Origin of the sequence: Phytohabitans houttuyneae, assembly GCF_011764425.1 — a bacterium.
Lineage (GTDB): Bacteria > Actinomycetota > Actinomycetes > Mycobacteriales > Micromonosporaceae > Phytohabitans > Phytohabitans houttuyneae.
Map to the genome: position 1 here is coordinate 1263543 of NZ_BLPF01000004.1, position 16306 is coordinate 1279848.

The window sequence follows — 16306 nt, forward strand, 5'->3', positions numbered from 1 at the left end:
GGCCCGCGAGTCTCAGTACAGCTGCGACGTCCGGAGCGTCTGACGGCAGTTCCGCGATCTTCGCCTTGACCGCGTCGACGGCCCGCTGAGCCTGCCTTCGGTTCTCCCGTACGGCCTCCCTGCGGCCTTCGCCTTCTCTGTCGCCGCTGATCGCTCGGTCTCCATCCCTCGGCGAGCGGTCATCGCGGCAGCTTGCGCGGGCGCCCAGTCGGTGCCTACGAACATCTGCATCATCCGCAGGCCGATGGTCTGCTCGTTGCCGACGATCGGATCGAGTTGATTCGCGCGTACGACGAACGCGCTTGAGTACGCCGGCCAAGCGTGAACACGTGCCTGTGTGTCCGTCCAAACCGGGATGTGCTCAAGACGTAGCCGAGCCATCATCAGCGACCCCATGACGCTTTCGAACTCAGCACCCTCGAAGCTGCCAAGGGGCGTGACCCTGTCCCGGCTCCCGACGTCGCCGAGCCGGACGACCTGCCCTCTGGCCTCGCCGTCGTTTGCGTCGAACGATACGCGTAACCGCTCGGTGCCGACCCTCCAATCGACCTCGACGTGCTCGATCCACAACTTGACATCAGGCTGAAATCTCGCACATCGCCCGGTCAACGACCACATCAAGACGTTGAGAACGGTCGACTTCCCACGCAGGTTACGCCCCGAACCGATGCCGTTCACACCTGGCTGCGGCTCCCAGGTGAAGCTGAACGGAACCGGCACCAGTTCCTCCGCAAGCTCCGCCTCAACCAAGGCATCCTCTTCACTACCTTGGTCGCCAACAGTCCCGGAGTCCGACACAGCGGGCGCCAGCGGACGACGACTCCCGCCGGTACCGTCCGTCTTGTCTCCCGGGGTATGCCCCTCGGCGTCGGGATGTGTCGGCTTGAGCAGCTTCGTCCCGCTGAAATGAATGCGTGTAGCGCGGAGCGGTACCGGGACAGCCTTCGTCGCCGAAGTCGGGATGCCCAGACTATCGAGAATCACATCGACAGACTCGGCGGTCAGCTCGTATCGCCGATCTCCCTGCCGATTCGCCAGGTTCTTCGCCACTTGCTGCGCTAGTGCGGTCACGCCCGCCCTCCACCGTCCGCAACGTCAACAGCCGCGTCCGCCTGCGCCGTCACCCCGAAACCCAACGATTCGAGCCGCTTCCGCACCCGAGGTGCGATCGGAGCGATGTCCAACCCGAGCTCCGTGCCCGCATAGGTCGCCTGCTCGTACTGACGTTCCTTCAAGCGCTGACCGCGGTCATCGCCGGCGACCAACGCCACCAGCGTCACCTGCCTCGCGTACCAACCCAGCACCGCGTCCCGGGCAAGCTCGATGGCCGCGTCAGCGCCCGGCTGTGTCAGGAAGAACTGATTGCGCTGACTCTGCCTCCCCGGCTGACCGGTCCGGGTAAGAGTCGCGAGCCCGTACGTCTCCAACAGCGAGAAGGCGTCGTCAAGCGCCTCGTACGCGCCGAAGAACCAACGCGGCATCGGATACCAGCGCAGATCGGGCTCAGGATCGGTCAGAAGGGACCAAGCCGTGTCCAAATAGCTATCGGCGAGCTGGCCACGCTCGACCATAGTCACCAGTTCGTCGGCCAGATAGTCCGGATTCCGCAGCCAGAAGTCCATAGCCTGCAGCTTCAGCTCGCTCCGGACAACCTTGACCACCTCAGGCGGATCGCCATCAACGACTGGCTCGCCGCATTCCGCAAGCAAAACGAGCAGCCGAATCGCGTGCTGCGTTCGAGTAGCCGCAGGGCGTTCGTTGACTTCAACGGCCTCGGCGTCCACGACCATCGCACCTCACCTACGACCACAGTAACACCGGGACTACTTAAAGTGGACGATACCGACGATGTTGCACCTCGGATAGAGCCGAAGAGGAGACACCAACAGGCGCACAATTGACACCCTCACTCTCTTGTGCCCGGAGATCCGATGTGAGCCGCTACCATGCTTGGGTGGGTCGGGCTATCAGAAACTGCGATTTCCGGCGTTAGCAACGGTGCTTCAGCAGCGATGGAAGGTCCACGAACCGTGCCGCCATGACCGCTGATCACGCTCAGAATCGGAAGCAACTAGCCAGCGGCGTTCTGCCTGCGCAGCCGAGGTAAGTGCTCTGGTCAGGCCGAGCGGCCGCGCTGTGGCCAGCTTCGTCGGTTGATCCGCGTGGCCGTGGAAATTGTTGTGGTCTGGCTGGCGATCACGCTCGTCTCGTACTGCGCTACGAGTATGCGGAGGCGGTTGCTGGCTTGCCGTGCGGCCGCGGCCTGGTGTCGGCGTCGCTGGGCGTCGCGTATGACCGCGAGATTGTCCGCGAACCCGGCTATCTGTTGCAACAGTCGCAGCGCTGCGGCGGTGTCTTCATCGTCGGTGAGCCGTCCCATGACCGCGATTAGTCGTGCCATCGACCGTAGTTCAGCCGCGTCGCCGGAGCGGCTGGAGCGGGGCGGACGTGCGTCGCGAACGGCGCGGTCGAAGATGTCGACAATCTCGCCGAGCCCGCCGCGTTCGCGGCCTTCCAATGCGCGGGCTGTGGAGGCAAACACGTCCGCGGCTGCCTCCGCCAGCGGGCCGAGGTCGTCGACACCGCCAGTCTGCCGGGCGAGCCGTTCGACCTGCCGTCCAGTAGCTGTCGCGGCGCGCCGGAAGGCCTTCGTACGGTGACGGACTCGATCAGCGATCGGCTTCACGGTGGCTGACGCGTGTCCGCCGTGCCAGCGGCGGCGTAGCCGGGGGAGTGTGAGGTCGGGGGCGAGTCTGCCACCGCCGTACCAGACAGTCTCGCCGTCGGCGGTGTGGTGTTGGGGTAAACCGACCGCGTACCCCGTGACCTGGCCAGGGTTGTTGGTGCTGTGGCGGAGGCGGACCAGGACCCCGTTCGCCGCGAGCCGGTCCAAGAAGTCCGCCTCGCCGGTCGCGGCTGCCGCGGCGGCCCGGACCTCGCGGCGGAGCTGGTCGCGAGGTATCTCGGCCCGGCCCTGCCTGCGGGTCTTGTTTTGTTCGGCGGCCGTGGGATGACGGTGGGTGGTGTGGTCGGTGGGTGCGACGCGGTGCAGGTTGTAGCGGCGTTCGAGGTCGCGTGCGACGTTTTGGGCCTTGTATCGGTCGTTCCAAGCCCAGGCGTTTCGGCCGTCCTGGCGGACGAGGGTGGCGACGATGTGGATGTGGTCGTCGGCATGGCGGACGGCGACCCAGCGGACCGCTTGATCGTCGCCATGGGGCGCCAGGCCAACGCCCGCCACGAGCTCTTGGGCAATGTGCTGCCACTGCTGGTCGGACAAGGTCCGGTCGGTCGGATGGTTACGGACCGAGCAGTGCCACACGGTCAGCGCCGGCCGGTCGGCCGCCGTCCGGACGGGCTGCTCCAACAGCTGGGTCAGCTGCTTGAGGGAGTGCTTTCCGCCAGCGCCGAGTTGCGGTTGCAAGGCAGTGAGGTTCGCGGCGCCGTCCCACGCGGCGACCAGGCGCGGGTTGCGGTGTTCTTCGCGTTTACCGGGCCCGAACAGGTAGGCCAGCAGCCCGCCGACTTTGGTGCCGCGTTTGTGAACTTGCGGAATCAGGGCAGCCTCCGGTGGATCGCGGAGGCGGCGGCGTCGAGCTGCTCCAGCACGAGCTGGCACCGGTCCACCGCGTGTTGGAGCCAGCCGGGTGGTTGGCCGCTGGCGTTCAGCGCGGTGACGGCTTGGTTGAGGTTGTTCCCGACCCGGGTCAGAGCGGTACGGGCGGCGAATATCTCCCGCTGTAGTCCGGCCAGCTCGTGGCGGGTCAGACCTGTACCGGAGTCCACGCCGTTGGGGCCGCTGGTGCCGCGGGCGATGTCGAGTGCGGCGGTGGCGCAAAACCCGGCCGGTGTGAGGCCAAGCCGGGTGGCCGCGGCGGTGACGTCGTGGTGTTCTTGTGGGTCGAGCCGGAGGTTGACGCGTCGTTCGCGGCCGGGGGACTGGTGGCGGCGGTCGGCGCCCTGTCGCTGACGGTTAGGACGTTTACGCGGCTCGGGGGCTAGCATCTGGTCACCTCCACCGTGGATCCAGTTGTCGCCGAGGCGGCCAGGGTGCACCGCTACGGGTCAACAGCGCCGCTACGGCAGCGAGCTGGGGTTGACGGCAGCGCTAGGGGCAGCGCCGTTGGGCTATCGACCCAACCCCAAGGACGCGACATCGCCGGCAGCCAGCCGCACAGCTCGCCAACCCGATGCGGAAGCGGAAGGAAGCGGAAGCGGAAGCAGCGAATGAACCAGCGAGGCACACGGCGGAACCGGAAGGAAGCGGAAGCGGAAGGAAGTAGCGGCCGACGTAGCAGATCGCGCAAGACCGGCCAACCCACCTGCGGTCGATGGCGTCGCCTCGCAACGGCACATGCTGCCGCGTCTCCAGCTCTCGCGACACGACTCGCTCACCGAGCCGCTCGTGGTCTCCTCCGCGGCCGTGCCGCGCTGACCCCGCCGGGTCAGACTCAACGGTTCTCGGACGTGTCGACCGCGCTCGGTCGACACATCCGGGAACCGGTAGCTATATCTTGCTCCCCGCGCTAGGGCGAGGGCCTCAGCCGCGCTACGGGGTCCGTGGTGGACCCATCCCTGGGCGAAGACGAATGTGCTGATCAGATAGCCTTCGGGCGTGAACTACTGTATGATTAAAATAGTACCGAAGATGTCGAAAGCGAGGCGATCATGAGGGGCGTTCCGTTCCGGTGGCAGTTCTGTGACAGCTACGACGCCGACTCCTCGAACGAGGTGCGCGCCTGGGAAGGCGCGCACGGGGACATCTGCCTCGCAGTCGCGACCCGTTCGCCGTCCGGGACCTGGCAGCTCGGCTCCGGCGACGTCTGGTCTGCGGATACCGCTGACCCGAGCCTGGTGTTCGGTTCGGTTCGGCGCGGGTCGCGATCGAGCACCTCGCTGAGGCCAACAACGCCGTGCTTGTAGAGGCGGTTTGCCGCTGCGCCTCGGGCGGCGACTGCGACTAACGACGTGTACGGCCTGCTCGGGTGTCGCTACCACCCGGCCGCTCACAGCCACAACCGCCAGACGAACAAAGGAAGCCCTGTGCCTACCAACGAACAGAACACCACCGGCTCCTCGCGTGTCGGCCCAAGCGGCCAGTCCACGCCCGATCGACTTCCTGCGGACAACGACGTGGCCACGCGGCCCTCCGCGATCTACGTCGTGCTGACGACGCAGCGGGCCGGCTCCGGCTTGGTATTCGGTGGCGTGTCGGCGGTCGCCGAAGCCGAACTCATCCGGCAGACCAGTGGGGCGGGTGCGCGTGGCGCGTTGGTAGCCGCCTACGTGCGAATGGCTGACGCTCTGGTCCCGGTGGAGGTCGAGGCCGACGAGCTGCCGCGAGCGGACGGCGGTGCCTACCGGGTCCGGACCTGGCTGGACCGGCAGCTTCTGGGCGAGCACGACGTGCGGGTCCCGAAGCCGGAAACCAGCGCCGGCTGACGACGTTGACCCGCCCGGTCTGGGCCGGGCGGGTCAACGCCGGGGCTTGCGGATCGCTACAACCCGAAGCCCGGCGTACCGCCAGACGGTCCGCATACCCAGCGTAGACACCCCACGGTCCCGCCGCGCCGCCGCAGTGCGCTGCTGTACGGCTGCGCTGGCGCACCCGCCTGCCTTTCAGACGCCGGCGCCCCTTGACATCGTCCCGAGAGGACACGAAGACGTGCTGCTCGCCGCTCCGATCACCGCTCAGCCCGCTGCCTTTGACCCGTCGCTGCCCGGCCTGGTCCGCCACTACGGCGACCTACGCGCCGACCTCGCTCGCGCCGCCCGCCGCGACGAGCAGGCCCGCCTGAACGGCCAGGCCGCCGAGCTGTACGCCCGCATCACCGCGATGTTGCACCCCGGCGAGCGGACCGTGGCGACCGACGCCCTGGCCGCGCTGAACCTGCGCGCCTACCCAGGCGGCCCAGGTGACCTGACTGCCTATGTCGTGGTCGACGTGCACGGCGTCTCGATCGGCGTGCGTCGCCGCACACGGGACCTCTACGTCCACCTGGACACGACCGAGACACCCGACTCGGTCCTCGCTGTCGAGGTCAACGGCGGCGGCGAAACCGACATCCCAATCTGGTGACCACCCCGGCGGTGCTGTGCCGACCTGCGCCAACCGCCACTCGTGCGGCCCTCTTGCCGCCGTTCGACCGACCATTCCACTGGCTGAAGGAGCCCTTGTGAGGACCACGATCCGTGCCCATGAGACCGTCAACGACGGTCAGGCAACGCTGCGGTACGTCGATCCCGCGACGCTGGTCGTAGGCGCCAACGTGCGCTCGGACGCTCAACTCGACCCGGAGTTCGTCCAAAGCATTAAGGAGCGCGGCGTTCGGGAAGCGATCGTCGCCTACGCCGACGAGACCGGCGCCCTGGTTGTGCTGCGCGGCCAGCGCCGCACCCTGGCAGCTCTGGAAACGAAATGCGATGTGGTTCCGGTGCTGGTGGAGCCGAAGCCCGATGAGCCGGACCGGCTGGTGGACCAGCTCGGCGAGAACGACCACCGGCGTGCGCTGCGCGCGGGTGACCGGGTAGCCGCCTTCGAACAGCTCGCCGCGTTCGGCGTCACCCGGGCGCAGATCGCCAAGCGGACTTCCACGCCTCGACCGGTGGTCGATGCCGCGTTGGCGGTGGCGGGCAGCGAGGTCGCCCGCAGCGCCGCCAACCGCTGGGATTGGCTCGACATTCCCAAAGCGGCGATCCTGGCCGAGTTCGAGGACGACCGGGAGGCGGTCAAGGAACTGGCCGTCGCGGCACGGGAGGGCGGATTCGATCACACTGTGCAGCGTCTGCGGGACGCCCGCGCGGAGGCGCGAGCTAAAGCGGAGGCGGCTGCCGCCCTGACTGCCGTCGGCGTGAGCGTGGTGGAGCGGCCGGACTGGAGTGTCGAGCGGTTCATGCGGCTGCGGATGCTCAAGCACGGCGACGCCCCACTCACGGTTGAGAACCACGCGTCCTGCCCCGGTCACGCCGCCTACCTGACCAGCGATTGGGTGCATCCCGACGAGTCCGACGAGGAGGAGGACTCGTTCGACAACGGCACCGAACAGGAAGCCGTCGGTCCGCAGGCACGGCCGGAGCCCTACCGGGTGTGGGTGCCGGAGTACCTGTGCATGGACGCTGCGGCCCACGGTCACGTCCCTCGATTCGGCGGGCACGATTCTGGCACCGGTCGCAAGAAGGCGGCCGACATGAACGATACCGAGCGGGAGCAGGCGCGGACGCAGCGGCGGGACGTGATCGATTCCAACAAGGCGTGGGAGAGCGCCGAGAAGGTCCGCCGCCAGTGGCTGCGCACCTTCCTGCAGGGCCGCAAGGCACCGACGAGCGCTGCCGCGTTCATCGCCGGCAGCCTGGCCCGCACCGACTTCGAGGTCACCCAAGCCGTCAGCGGCGGCAACCAGCTCGCGCACGAGCTGCTCGGTCTGGCGGACCAGGCCCCAAAGTTCGGCCGGCACAGCGCCGCGATGGTCGAGGTCGTCGGCAAGGCCAGCGACAGCCGCGCTCAGATGATCGCGCTCGGCCTCATTTTGGCCGCCTACGAGGAGGGCACCGACCGCAACTGCTGGCGGGCCGGCCGGGACAGTATCGCCCGGTACCTGCGCTACCTCGAAGCCAACGGCTACGAACTGTCCACGGTGGAGAAAAGGGCCTGCGGCGAAAAGCCTAGCGCGGCCGCGACATCGCCTGTGCCGCAGCCAGCCGCAGCCTGAGCCGTGCACTCCCGAACGGCGGCGGCTGCGGACCAACACGCACGCTGTCTGTCCGGGTGCGCGGACAGCTACGCCAGCCAACAGCACAGCTGAACAAGTCCTACGGCGCCCTGCCCGACCTCGCCGATGCGCCGACACGCGCTCCCTGTCCGTGCGTACCCGTCCTTTTGCAGGTGATCCCATGCATGTCCAGCAGCTTTCGCTGTTCGAGCCGCAGCTGTGCCAGCGGTGGCGGACTGGTCGACACACCTGGCGGCCGGTCCACGAAGGCGGCTTTGACGCCCGCCGCTACCGCCTGGTCCAGATCCCCGAGGCAGCCGCCCGCGCCTTCGTTGTGCAGCATCACTACAGCCGTAGCTTCCCCGCCGCCCGGGCAAGCTTCGGCCTGCTCGAAGGCGAGCACCTGGTCGGCGTCGCCGTCGTTGGCGTGCCGATGCATCCACGCGTGCTGACCAACCCGTTCCCCACCCTCGACGTCACCACAGCCGCCGAACTGTCGCGCCTCGTGCTGTTGGATGACGTGCCGTCCAACGCGGAAAGCTTCGTGATGGGCCGGCTGTTCCGGCTGACCGCCGAACACGGCCTGCGGGGTCTTGTCGCGTTCGCCGATCCTCAACCGCGCATCATCGCCGGCACGATGGTGCTGGGCGGCCATCTCGGCCACGTGTACCGGGTGACCCGAGGCCGCTATCTGGGACGCGGAACCGCCAGAACCCTCACCGTCCTGCCCGATGGCACCGTCCTGACAGCGCGAGCGCAGTCCAAGGTCCGCCGGGCCGAACGCGGCGCCGCCGGGGTGCGTGCCCGCCTGGTCGGTTTGGGTGCGCACCGGTACTGCGCGTCGGTGCCGCCGGACGGCTGGAATCCGACGCCTGACGCGCCGGCGTGGAGTGCGCTGCCGCCGTTGCGGCAGCAGGCCGCATGGCTGGAGCACGCCTTGGCCGCGGTCGGAGCTCGCCGGGTTAGGCACCTGGGCTGCCACCGGTTCGCCTGGCCGGTCGGGGACCGGGGATGGCGGCGACGCTGCCCGATCGGCGTCACCGAACTGCCGTACCCGATCGCTATCGATCCGGCGGTGACCCTGTGATCCACCCCGTGGCGAGCGCGGCTGACCACCTGCGGACGTCCGAAACCGGTGCGGGTCGTGCCGTGCCGGGTCACCGCGCGAGGTCTGCCAGGGGTGCCGGCCGTGCTGGCGGGCAGCCATGGCGGCTGCCGCAGCGGCCGACCGTGCAGGAACGGCGGGCGCGGTGGGACGAGCGGGTAGCCCGCCACGGAGTCGGCCCGGACCGGTGGCAGACCCCCTGGGGACCGGTCACCCCCTACACCACCAGCGAGTTCCACCCCGACCCGGCCCGCCGGATGATGTTCTACCTGGGCACCGGCCAACCGCAGTATCTGGGCCGGTCGCCGATCCCACTGTTCCTGGCCGCGACCGCGCTGGCCAGGTACCGGCGTCGCGGCGATGCCTTCCCGGCCCAGATGGGCGCCGCCCCGTGGGCCGGCGACTCAGGTGCCTACTCCGCGCTCATGCTGCGCACCTCCCCGCACGGGCATCCGTGGTACGCGCACCCGGACGAGTACGGCGCGATGTGGACCCGGTTCCTGCGGGACGTCGGCCCGCCCGACTTCGTCGGTATCCAGGACCGGCCGTGCGAGCCCGGCTGCCTGAACCGCACGCGGTCGACGGTGCGTGAGCACCAGGAGGCGACGCTGCGCAACTACCTGTACCTGGTCGACAATTTCCCGTTCGTGCCCTGGCTGCCCACGCTGCAGGGCTGGCACCCGTGGCAGTACGAGGAACACGCCGACATGTACCAGGCCGCCGGCGTCGACCTGGCCGGCCAGCGGGTCGGCGTCGGCAGCATCTGCCGACGTGGATCGCAACGCGACGTCGCAACCGTCCTGGGCACCATGGCCCCGCTGGGCATGCGCATGCACGGGTTCGGCGTCTCGTTATCGACGCCGTTTCTGCTTGTCCGGTGTCCAGTTTGCTCCCTTGTGACTTCACTACTGAGCGGTCGCTGGCGGGTCTGCCTTGCCCAGCGGGATCTTCCGATCCCAGAGGATGCGCGGCCTTGGGTGGCAGAGTTCGGGATCGATCTCGACGGGTGGCTCGATGAGCGAGGCATCGCCGATGGGGTGCCGTTCCTGCTCTCCCCATCGTTCGAGTACGACGTCGAGCTGAACGCGTTCTTCCGGAGCTGGCAGATCACCTCGATGCGCCGGGCCAGCCAGGTTGCGTACGCGCGGGATCTGGCCCGGTTCCTGACGTTCCTGTCGGTGGCGCGCGGCGGCCGTGGCTGGCGGGATGCGACGGAGGACGATCACCTGGCCTTCCACGCGTGGCGGCGCCGTGATCCGGCCGGGCCGGCAGTGGCCGGGTCGACGTGGGATCGCGAGGTCGCTTCGGTCAACCGCTTCTTCGCGTGGGCCGTCGAGCGCGCCCTGGTCGTCGAGACGCCGGTTCCGCAGCGGGTCCGGCGGCTGGCTCCGTCGGAGTCGGGCCGCCGGGGAGGTGGCACGACACCAGCGACCTACAGCCACGACGCCGCAGCCGAGCGGGTTCAGTGGCTTCCGCCGGCGGAGTATCGGCGGTGGCGGGACGTGGGGTTGCGCGGCTACGGCCCCAACGGGCTGCCAGACTCCCGGTTCCGGGGCCGATGGGCTGGGCGCAACGCCGCGTTCGCCGACCTCATGGTGCGCACGGGCCTGCGGCTGACCGAGCAGGCCAGCCTGCTGCGGCCGGAGGTGCCGATCGGGCCTGGGCAGGGTGGCTACCGCCGGTTCTGGCTACCGGCCGCGATCGCCAAGGGTGGCTCGGCGCGCTGGGTCTACGTCCCGGATTCCATGGCCCGCGAACTTGGGATCTACGTCGCCGTGGATCGGGCTGAGGCGGTCGACACCGGCCGCCGAGCCGGGCTCTACGACCGCATCCGTCGCCCGTTGGTGATCGAGGACGCCGCTCGGCCGGTGGCGGTGGCGTTCGACGGGCGCGGTTCGCGCCGCGTGGTGAAGCTGGCTGCGCTGGACCCGGCTGAGCGGCGCCGGGTCTTGGTGGCGGGTGAGCACGGGCTGGAACCGGCCGCGCTGTGGATCAGCGAGTACGGCACGCCGGTCGCCCCATCGACCTGGAAGAGCGTGTTCGCCGATGCCAACGCCCGGTGCCAGGCCGTGAACGTGGCGTTGCGCGTTCACCCGCATATGCTGCGGCACACGTTCGCGGTGGTCACGCTCGAACAACTCCAACGGGGTCACCTCGTCGCGCTGGCTGGGCAGACCGCCGAGCAGCGTGGCCACTACACCCGCATCTTCGGTGACCCGCTCGACTGGGTCCGGCGGCGGCTCGGTCACCGCTCGCTGACCTCCACGATGATCTACCTGCACGCGCTGGCGGAGCTTGAGATGCACACCCGCATGGCGCTGGTGCCCGACGGATGGGAAGACCCGCACCCGCAGGTGCTCGCCGCGGCGGGTGCTTCGTGAGCGGCCGGGGCACCACCGGGCGTGGCCGCGGCGCGGTGATGCCCGACAGCATCTACGCCGCGTCGGTCGAGCTGGCCACCACGGGCACGGACGTCGTCTTCGCCGGCGAGGACGGCCGGACCGCGACGTTCGCCTTCGATCGGTTACCGCTATCTGGCTGGCATGAGCCGCTCGCGGCGTCGCTTCGCCGCCTCGTCGGTCCGGCTGGTGGGCGCCGAACGCGGTCGTCGGCGGAGGACGTCTGGGGCACCGCGCTGCGGTTTCTGCGATTCCTCGCCACGCTTGACAAACCACCGGCGCTGCCCGGTGAGGTCCGCGCCGAGCACCTCGAACAGTTCCTCGCCCGCCAGGTCCGCGGCGACGAACGCAATCGCTGGCGCCAGATCCGGAACCTCGCGATGCTCTTGGAGCCGTTGCGGGAGACGATCGCGCAGGAGGTGCTGGACTTCACTGGCCAACGCAAGCCGGTCCAGGAGCGTGCGTTGCCCGGCTATTCCGATGGTGAGCTCGATCGACTGCTCACCGCGGCCCGCTGCCAGGTCGCCGGGATCCGGGACCGGATCGCCGCCGGCGAGGCGCTACTGGCTGACCTGCACGCCGACCGGATCGCGCACAGCGAGACCGTGCGGGAGTTGGCAACGATGGCCGGCTCAGGTGTGGTGCCGCACCGGCCTGGCCTGCGCACGGCCGGCGAACGGCTCGCGCTCGCACAACGGCTGTTCCTCACCCGCAGCGACGTGATCCCGCTGTTGGTGCTGTTGGTTGGCGTCACGGGACGCAACATCGAGACCATCAAGGAGCTGCCCGCCGAGCACCGTGTCCTTGATGGCCAGGCGGTCGAGCTGCGCGTGGTGAAACGGCGTCGCGGCCCGGGGAACTGGACCTCCTCCGTTACCTGGGAGATCGGGCCGCCGCACCGGCAGTTGCATACTCCGGGCGGGCTCTACCTGCTGCTGCACCGGCTTACCGCGCGCAGCCGCTCGTTCAGCGACACCCCGAGCGCATGGCCGATCTGGCGGCACGGACGGCAGGCACACGTCGATGGCGTCGCCGAGCACTTCGATCCGTTTGCCCGCGAGCTGGACGGGCTCCGGTTCAAAAACACGCGGTGGGTCGCCGAGCAGGGCCTGCTGGCCGATCCCGGCCCGGACGGCGAACCACGGCGGTTCCCGCTCAGCTTTCCACGGCTGCGCACCAGCATCGAGGTCCGCCGGACCAAGCAGATGGGTGGTCACCTGCCGTCGGCGGCCCGCACCAACACATTTCCGGTGTTGTTCCGGCACTACCTGCGCGGCGACCCGATCGTCACCTCCTGGGCCGAGGACGTTGTCGGCGAAGCCCTCGTCGACGCCGAGCAGGCGGCGCTGGCCGCGCACGAGCGGGCCCTGCGCACTACCGGCGGCCGACTACGGGTGGTCGGCGGCCCGGTCGACCCCGGCGCGATCGAACACGACGCCGGGCTTGATCCGGACCGGGCACAGGCCGCCGCTGCCGGGCACCTGGACACCGGGTGGAGTGCCTGCGTCGATCACGATGCGCATCCGGCGACCGGCCGCGCCTGCCAGTCGACCTTCCTGGACTGCTTCCACTGCGGCAACTGCCTCATCACCCGCGACCACCTGCCGCGTCTGCTGGCGCTGCTCGACGCGCTGGACGAACGCCGGCAGCAGATCAGCGAACAGAACTGGTGGGACCGCTACGGGCCGGCCTGGCTCGCAATCCGGCACGACGTGTTGACCCGGTTCACCCCGGACGAGGTCGAGGCCGCCGCACGCGCCAAGCCGGTCGATGCACTGCTTGACCTAATCGAGAACCCGTGGGAGAAGCCATGACCAGCCTCGCTTCGGTGCGACCACAGCCAGCCGCGGCTCCCCGGCGCCAGCACCCGCTGGAGGAGATGTTCGTGCTGCACGGCCGGGACCTGCGAGCGGGAACCGCCCTCGCCGGCACCGCTCGCTTCAGCGACGACGTCTGGCCACTGGCGCCGATCCTGCACCGCGGCGACCAGCGCAGCCTGATCCTCGACTTCACCACCCTGCCGAGCGGCCGCCGGCTGCTTGCCAAGGAGCTGATCTACTCGCTGCTGTCCGGACCGCTGCCCCGCGGCGAGGTCTGGCTGGACCCGGTCACGATCCGCGAGACGTTCAGCGAGCTGAAGCGGTTGTTCGGCTGGATGCAGCAGCGCCCCGGCGGTGACCAGACGAGACTCGCCGAGCTGACCCCGGCGGACCTGTTGACCTACCAGCACCATCTGCTGAACACCCTGCCCGGCTCGACCTCGCGAGGCCGGGCTCGCGGGGTGGTCCGCCGGTTCTGGCGGCACCGCAACAACCTGCTCACGGACCGGCTGACGGTCGACCCCCGCCGCATCGATGGCTGGGGCGAACCCAACCGCCACCCGGACAACGAGAACGCCACCGACCGCATCCCCGAGACCGTGTTCGGGCCGCTGCTGGCCTGGGCTCTGCGGTTCATTGACGACTTCGCCGCCGACATCTTGGCCGCCGACACCAAGTGGCGGACGCTCCGGCACCAACCCCGCAGAACCACGATGCCCGGCGACCAGGTGCCCGCAGCGCTGCGGAAATTCCTCGACGAGCACCGGGCGCACTCCCGGCCGCTGCCCGGCTACGCCGGCCGACCAAACCTCACCAACATCGCCGAACGCATCGGCGCAACTACCCTCCAGCTGCGGCCACACCGCAGCGAGCTCGACGCCGTCGCGGCGATCGTCGGCCTCTCCACGGCCGGACAGCTCGACGTCCCGATCACAGGCCGCCTCGACGGACACCCGTGGATTCCGGCGATCGCGAGCATGCACAAGGGAACCCGGCACGGCCTCGGCACCCTGGCCCGGCTGCTGCAAGCGGCCTGCTACGTCACCATCGCGTTTCTCTCAGGTATGCGTGACAGCGAGATCAAGCACCTGCGCCGCGGCTGTCTGCGCGTCGAACGCGACCCGAACGGCACGGCCTACCGCTGGAAACTGCACGGCACCGCGTTCAAGGGCGAACGCGACCCGTCTGGCAGCCCGGCGACCTGGGCCGTCGGCCAGCCCGTGGCCCGCGCTGTCGAGGTCCTCGAACGACTCCAACCCGACCGCGATCTGCTGTTCGCCCGGCTTCCGCACGGACCGGGCAACGGCCCCGCAGCCAAGGGCCTCACCACCGCGCTGGTCAACTCCAGCACCAATACCCAGCTCAACGAGTTCAGCGACTGGGTCAACGCCTACTGCGCCGAACACGGTCGCGCCGACATCATCCCGATAGTCAACGGCCAGCCCTGGCGGCTGAAGACCAGCCAGTTCCGCCGCACCCTCGCCTGGTTCATCGCCCGCCGCCCCGGCGGAGCGATCGCCGGCGCCATCCACTACCGGCACCTGAGCATCCAGATGTTCGAGGGCTACGCCGGAACGTCCGACTCCGGATTCCGCGCCGAAGTCGAAAGCGAACAAGCCATCGCCCGCGGCGAGCACCTGCTTGCCATGGTCGACAAACACGAGCACCACAGCCTCAGCCTTACCGGCCCCGGCGCTGCAGAAGCACACCGCCGGCTCGATGACTTCGCCGGCAGCCCCAGCTTCGCCGGATCAGTCATCACCGATCCCCGCCGACTCCTGCGCCTCATGCGCAAGCACGACCCAGCGATCTACCCCAGCGACTACGTCACCTGCGTCTACGACCAGGCCAAAGCCCTCTGCCACAAGACGAACAGGGCACAGCCTGACCTCGTCGGCTGTTGGCCGCTGGACTGCCGCAACACAGCCCTCACCGAGTCCAACCTCGACACCTGGCGCGCCGAGGCCACACGCATCAAGGGCCAACTCCAGCAACGTCCCGCGCTGCCCCCGCTGCTTCACCACCAGCTCACTGATCGGCTCAAGCACCTGACCAACTTCATCGCTCGCCACGAGGGCCAACCCACATGACCACCCGGACCCCACTGCCCACCACCGAAGCCGTTGCGCAGGCTCACGCCGCAATGCTCGCCGAGTGCACCGCCCAGGGCACGCGGCCGACCGTCGTCGAGCTCGCACGCCGCCTCGGCCTGACCAACCCGACGTTCTGGCGCCACTTCCCGGACACCGCCCGCGACGTCGCCGCGGCCCGCCGGAATCCGGGCCACGGGCACGAGCGCCCGGGTCGCCTGCAACGCCTCGAAGACGAGAATGCCCGCCTGCGCCATACCAATCGGGAGCTGACCACCACGCTCGAACTGGCCGAGAGCGTCATCCAGCGCCTCACAACCGACAACCACAGACTCCGCCAGGAACTCGAGTCCATCAACAGAGTCACCAGGATCAGCGACCGACGCCTCGCCGGCACCGAAGCGGCAGAGGTCGGGCGATGACGATCTTCGGTGGACCGACGCTACGCCGATGGACTTCCGGCCTGTGGACTCTCAAGCCGATCGATGCTGGCTGGACTCTCTTGCGACCCTCCTCGAACGCCAATACGTTCCGCTCCAGCGGGAACCTTTTGGAATTTAACCTTACGCTGAAACACATACGGATCGGTTGCGAAAGCGCGAGCAGCAAGATGCTCGAAACCGTCGAGGAAAGGCTTACCTCTCACTCGCCGCTCGGCCTCGATATGCGCTTCCATCGCGCTCCATGCCCGCCGGAGCTTGTAGTTGATTCCTCCAACGAACATGCGTTCGTCCACGGTGCCGAGGGCTACGAGCTCACCAGCAGCGTTGTAGTACCAGGCAACATAGTACGCAGCCGAGCGGAGGGGCTCCGGCAACTGCTCGAAACCAAGGTCCGGACTTGCGCCAGAGAGCGACTCGATGACAAGCCGCTCCCGACTTTGAAAATCGTCGTTTACATATTCCTTGATCAGCAACTCGATCATGACGGGGAGATCGTTAGCCTGCCGCATCGATTTCGTCTGCACGGCAGAGAGCAACGTGGACGATCCAAACGCCACCACCGAGATAACCATTGCCATCGCCGAAATGACCAGCTCGGAACTCATGAATTCATAATGTCAGCGGTCTGCAAGGCACGACACGATCAAGTCCACCGCCAGCCTGGCAAGAATGATCCACCGTCCTACCGCCAACCGAGCCGCCGCACCGGGCGGGATCGATCGCACAGACGTGAGACCGCGTCA

13 protein-coding genes are annotated in these 16306 nt (G+C 68.6%); 8 read left to right on the top strand and 5 right to left on the bottom strand.

What is annotated here, in order from left to right; genetic code table 11:
• Window positions 1-12 precede the first annotated feature (12 nt).
• The 4 genes from Phou_RS47835 to Phou_RS47850 form a co-directional block, all read right to left on the bottom strand.
• Window positions 13-1071: an ATP-binding protein gene (locus tag Phou_RS47835; protein ID WP_173071026.1), complete on the bottom strand. Its 1059-nt coding sequence runs from the start codon at window positions 1069-1071 to the stop codon at window positions 13-15.
• Window positions 1068-1790 (bottom strand): hypothetical protein, encoded by a 723-nt coding sequence (locus Phou_RS47840; RefSeq protein ID WP_173071028.1) that lies wholly within the window; start codon window positions 1788-1790, stop codon window positions 1068-1070. Before Phou_RS47840 ends, Phou_RS47835 begins: the two co-directional genes overlap by 4 nt.
• Before the next feature lie 326 nt (window positions 1791-2116).
• Window positions 2117-3616 carry a relaxase/mobilization nuclease domain-containing protein gene (locus Phou_RS47845; protein ID WP_246274734.1) on the bottom strand — a complete coding sequence of 500 codons (1500 nt, stop codon included), beginning with the start codon at window positions 3614-3616 and terminating at the stop codon, window positions 2117-2119.
• Complete coding sequence (locus tag Phou_RS47850) at window positions 3553-4002, bottom strand: hypothetical protein (protein WP_173071030.1); 450 nt, start codon at window positions 4000-4002, stop codon at window positions 3553-3555. The genes Phou_RS47845 and Phou_RS47850 overlap by 64 nt, the downstream gene beginning before the upstream one ends.
• 963 nt (window positions 4003-4965) lie before the next feature.
• On the opposite strand from Phou_RS47850, the gene Phou_RS47855 reads away from it, so the two are divergent.
• The 8 genes from Phou_RS47855 (at window position 4966) to Phou_RS47890 (ending at window position 15542) form a co-directional block, all read left to right on the top strand.
• The gene (locus tag Phou_RS47855) at window positions 4966-5439 is read left to right on the top strand and encodes a hypothetical protein (RefSeq protein ID WP_246274736.1); all 474 of its coding nucleotides are present in this window, start codon (window positions 4966-4968) and stop codon (window positions 5437-5439) included.
• Window positions 5440-5662: 223 nt separating this feature from the next.
• Window positions 5663-6076, top strand: a complete 414-nt coding sequence (locus tag Phou_RS54135; RefSeq protein WP_246274738.1) for a hypothetical protein — start codon at window positions 5663-5665, stop codon at window positions 6074-6076.
• 97 nt (window positions 6077-6173) lie between these two features.
• Window positions 6174-7706: a ParB/RepB/Spo0J family partition protein gene (locus Phou_RS47865; protein ID WP_246274740.1), complete on the top strand. Its 1533-nt coding sequence runs from the start codon at window positions 6174-6176 to the stop codon at window positions 7704-7706.
• Between the two features lie 181 nt (window positions 7707-7887).
• Complete coding sequence (locus Phou_RS47870; RefSeq protein ID WP_173071032.1) at window positions 7888-8793, top strand: Mom family adenine methylcarbamoylation protein; 906 nt, start codon at window positions 7888-7890, stop codon at window positions 8791-8793.
• Between the two features lie 143 nt (window positions 8794-8936).
• On the top strand, window positions 8937-11192 hold the full coding sequence (locus Phou_RS47875; protein WP_218579627.1) for a tyrosine-type recombinase/integrase: 2256 nt from the start codon (window positions 8937-8939) through the stop codon (window positions 11190-11192).
• Complete coding sequence (locus tag Phou_RS47880; RefSeq protein ID WP_173071034.1) at window positions 11189-13024, top strand: hypothetical protein; 1836 nt, start codon at window positions 11189-11191, stop codon at window positions 13022-13024. Before Phou_RS47875 ends, Phou_RS47880 begins: the two co-directional genes overlap by 4 nt.
• Window positions 13021-15120: a hypothetical protein gene (locus Phou_RS47885; protein WP_173071036.1), complete on the top strand. Its 2100-nt coding sequence runs from the start codon at window positions 13021-13023 to the stop codon at window positions 15118-15120. The genes Phou_RS47880 and Phou_RS47885 overlap by 4 nt, the downstream gene beginning before the upstream one ends.
• On the top strand, window positions 15117-15542 hold the full coding sequence (locus Phou_RS47890) for a hypothetical protein (RefSeq protein ID WP_173071038.1): 426 nt from the start codon (window positions 15117-15119) through the stop codon (window positions 15540-15542). The genes Phou_RS47885 and Phou_RS47890 overlap by 4 nt, the downstream gene beginning before the upstream one ends.
• 20 nt (window positions 15543-15562) lie before the next feature.
• Here the strand turns inward: Phou_RS47890 and Phou_RS47895 are convergent, their stop codons facing one another.
• Window positions 15563-16168, bottom strand: a complete 606-nt coding sequence (locus tag Phou_RS47895) for a DUF4760 domain-containing protein (RefSeq protein ID WP_173071040.1) — start codon at window positions 16166-16168, stop codon at window positions 15563-15565.
• Window positions 16169-16306: the final 138 nt, after the last annotated feature.

Excerpts from the sequence above, each read along its gene's own strand:
- Phou_RS47840 (WP_173071028.1), bottom strand. The coding sequence starts at position 1,790 with ATGGTCGTGGACGCCGAGGCCGTTGAAGTCAACGAACGCCCTGCGGCT.
- Phou_RS47850 (WP_173071030.1), bottom strand. The coding sequence starts at position 4,002 with ATGCTAGCCCCCGAGCCGCGTAAACGTCCTAACCGTCAGCGACAGGGC.
- Phou_RS47870 (WP_173071032.1), top strand. The coding sequence starts at position 7,888 with ATGCATGTCCAGCAGCTTTCGCTGTTCGAGCCGCAGCTGTGCCAGCGG.
- Phou_RS47885 (WP_173071036.1), top strand. The coding sequence starts at position 13,021 with ATGACCAGCCTCGCTTCGGTGCGACCACAGCCAGCCGCGGCTCCCCGG.
- Phou_RS47890 (WP_173071038.1), top strand. The coding sequence starts at position 15,117 with ATGACCACCCGGACCCCACTGCCCACCACCGAAGCCGTTGCGCAGGCT.
- Phou_RS47895 (WP_173071040.1), bottom strand. The coding sequence starts at position 16,168 with ATGAGTTCCGAGCTGGTCATTTCGGCGATGGCAATGGTTATCTCGGTG.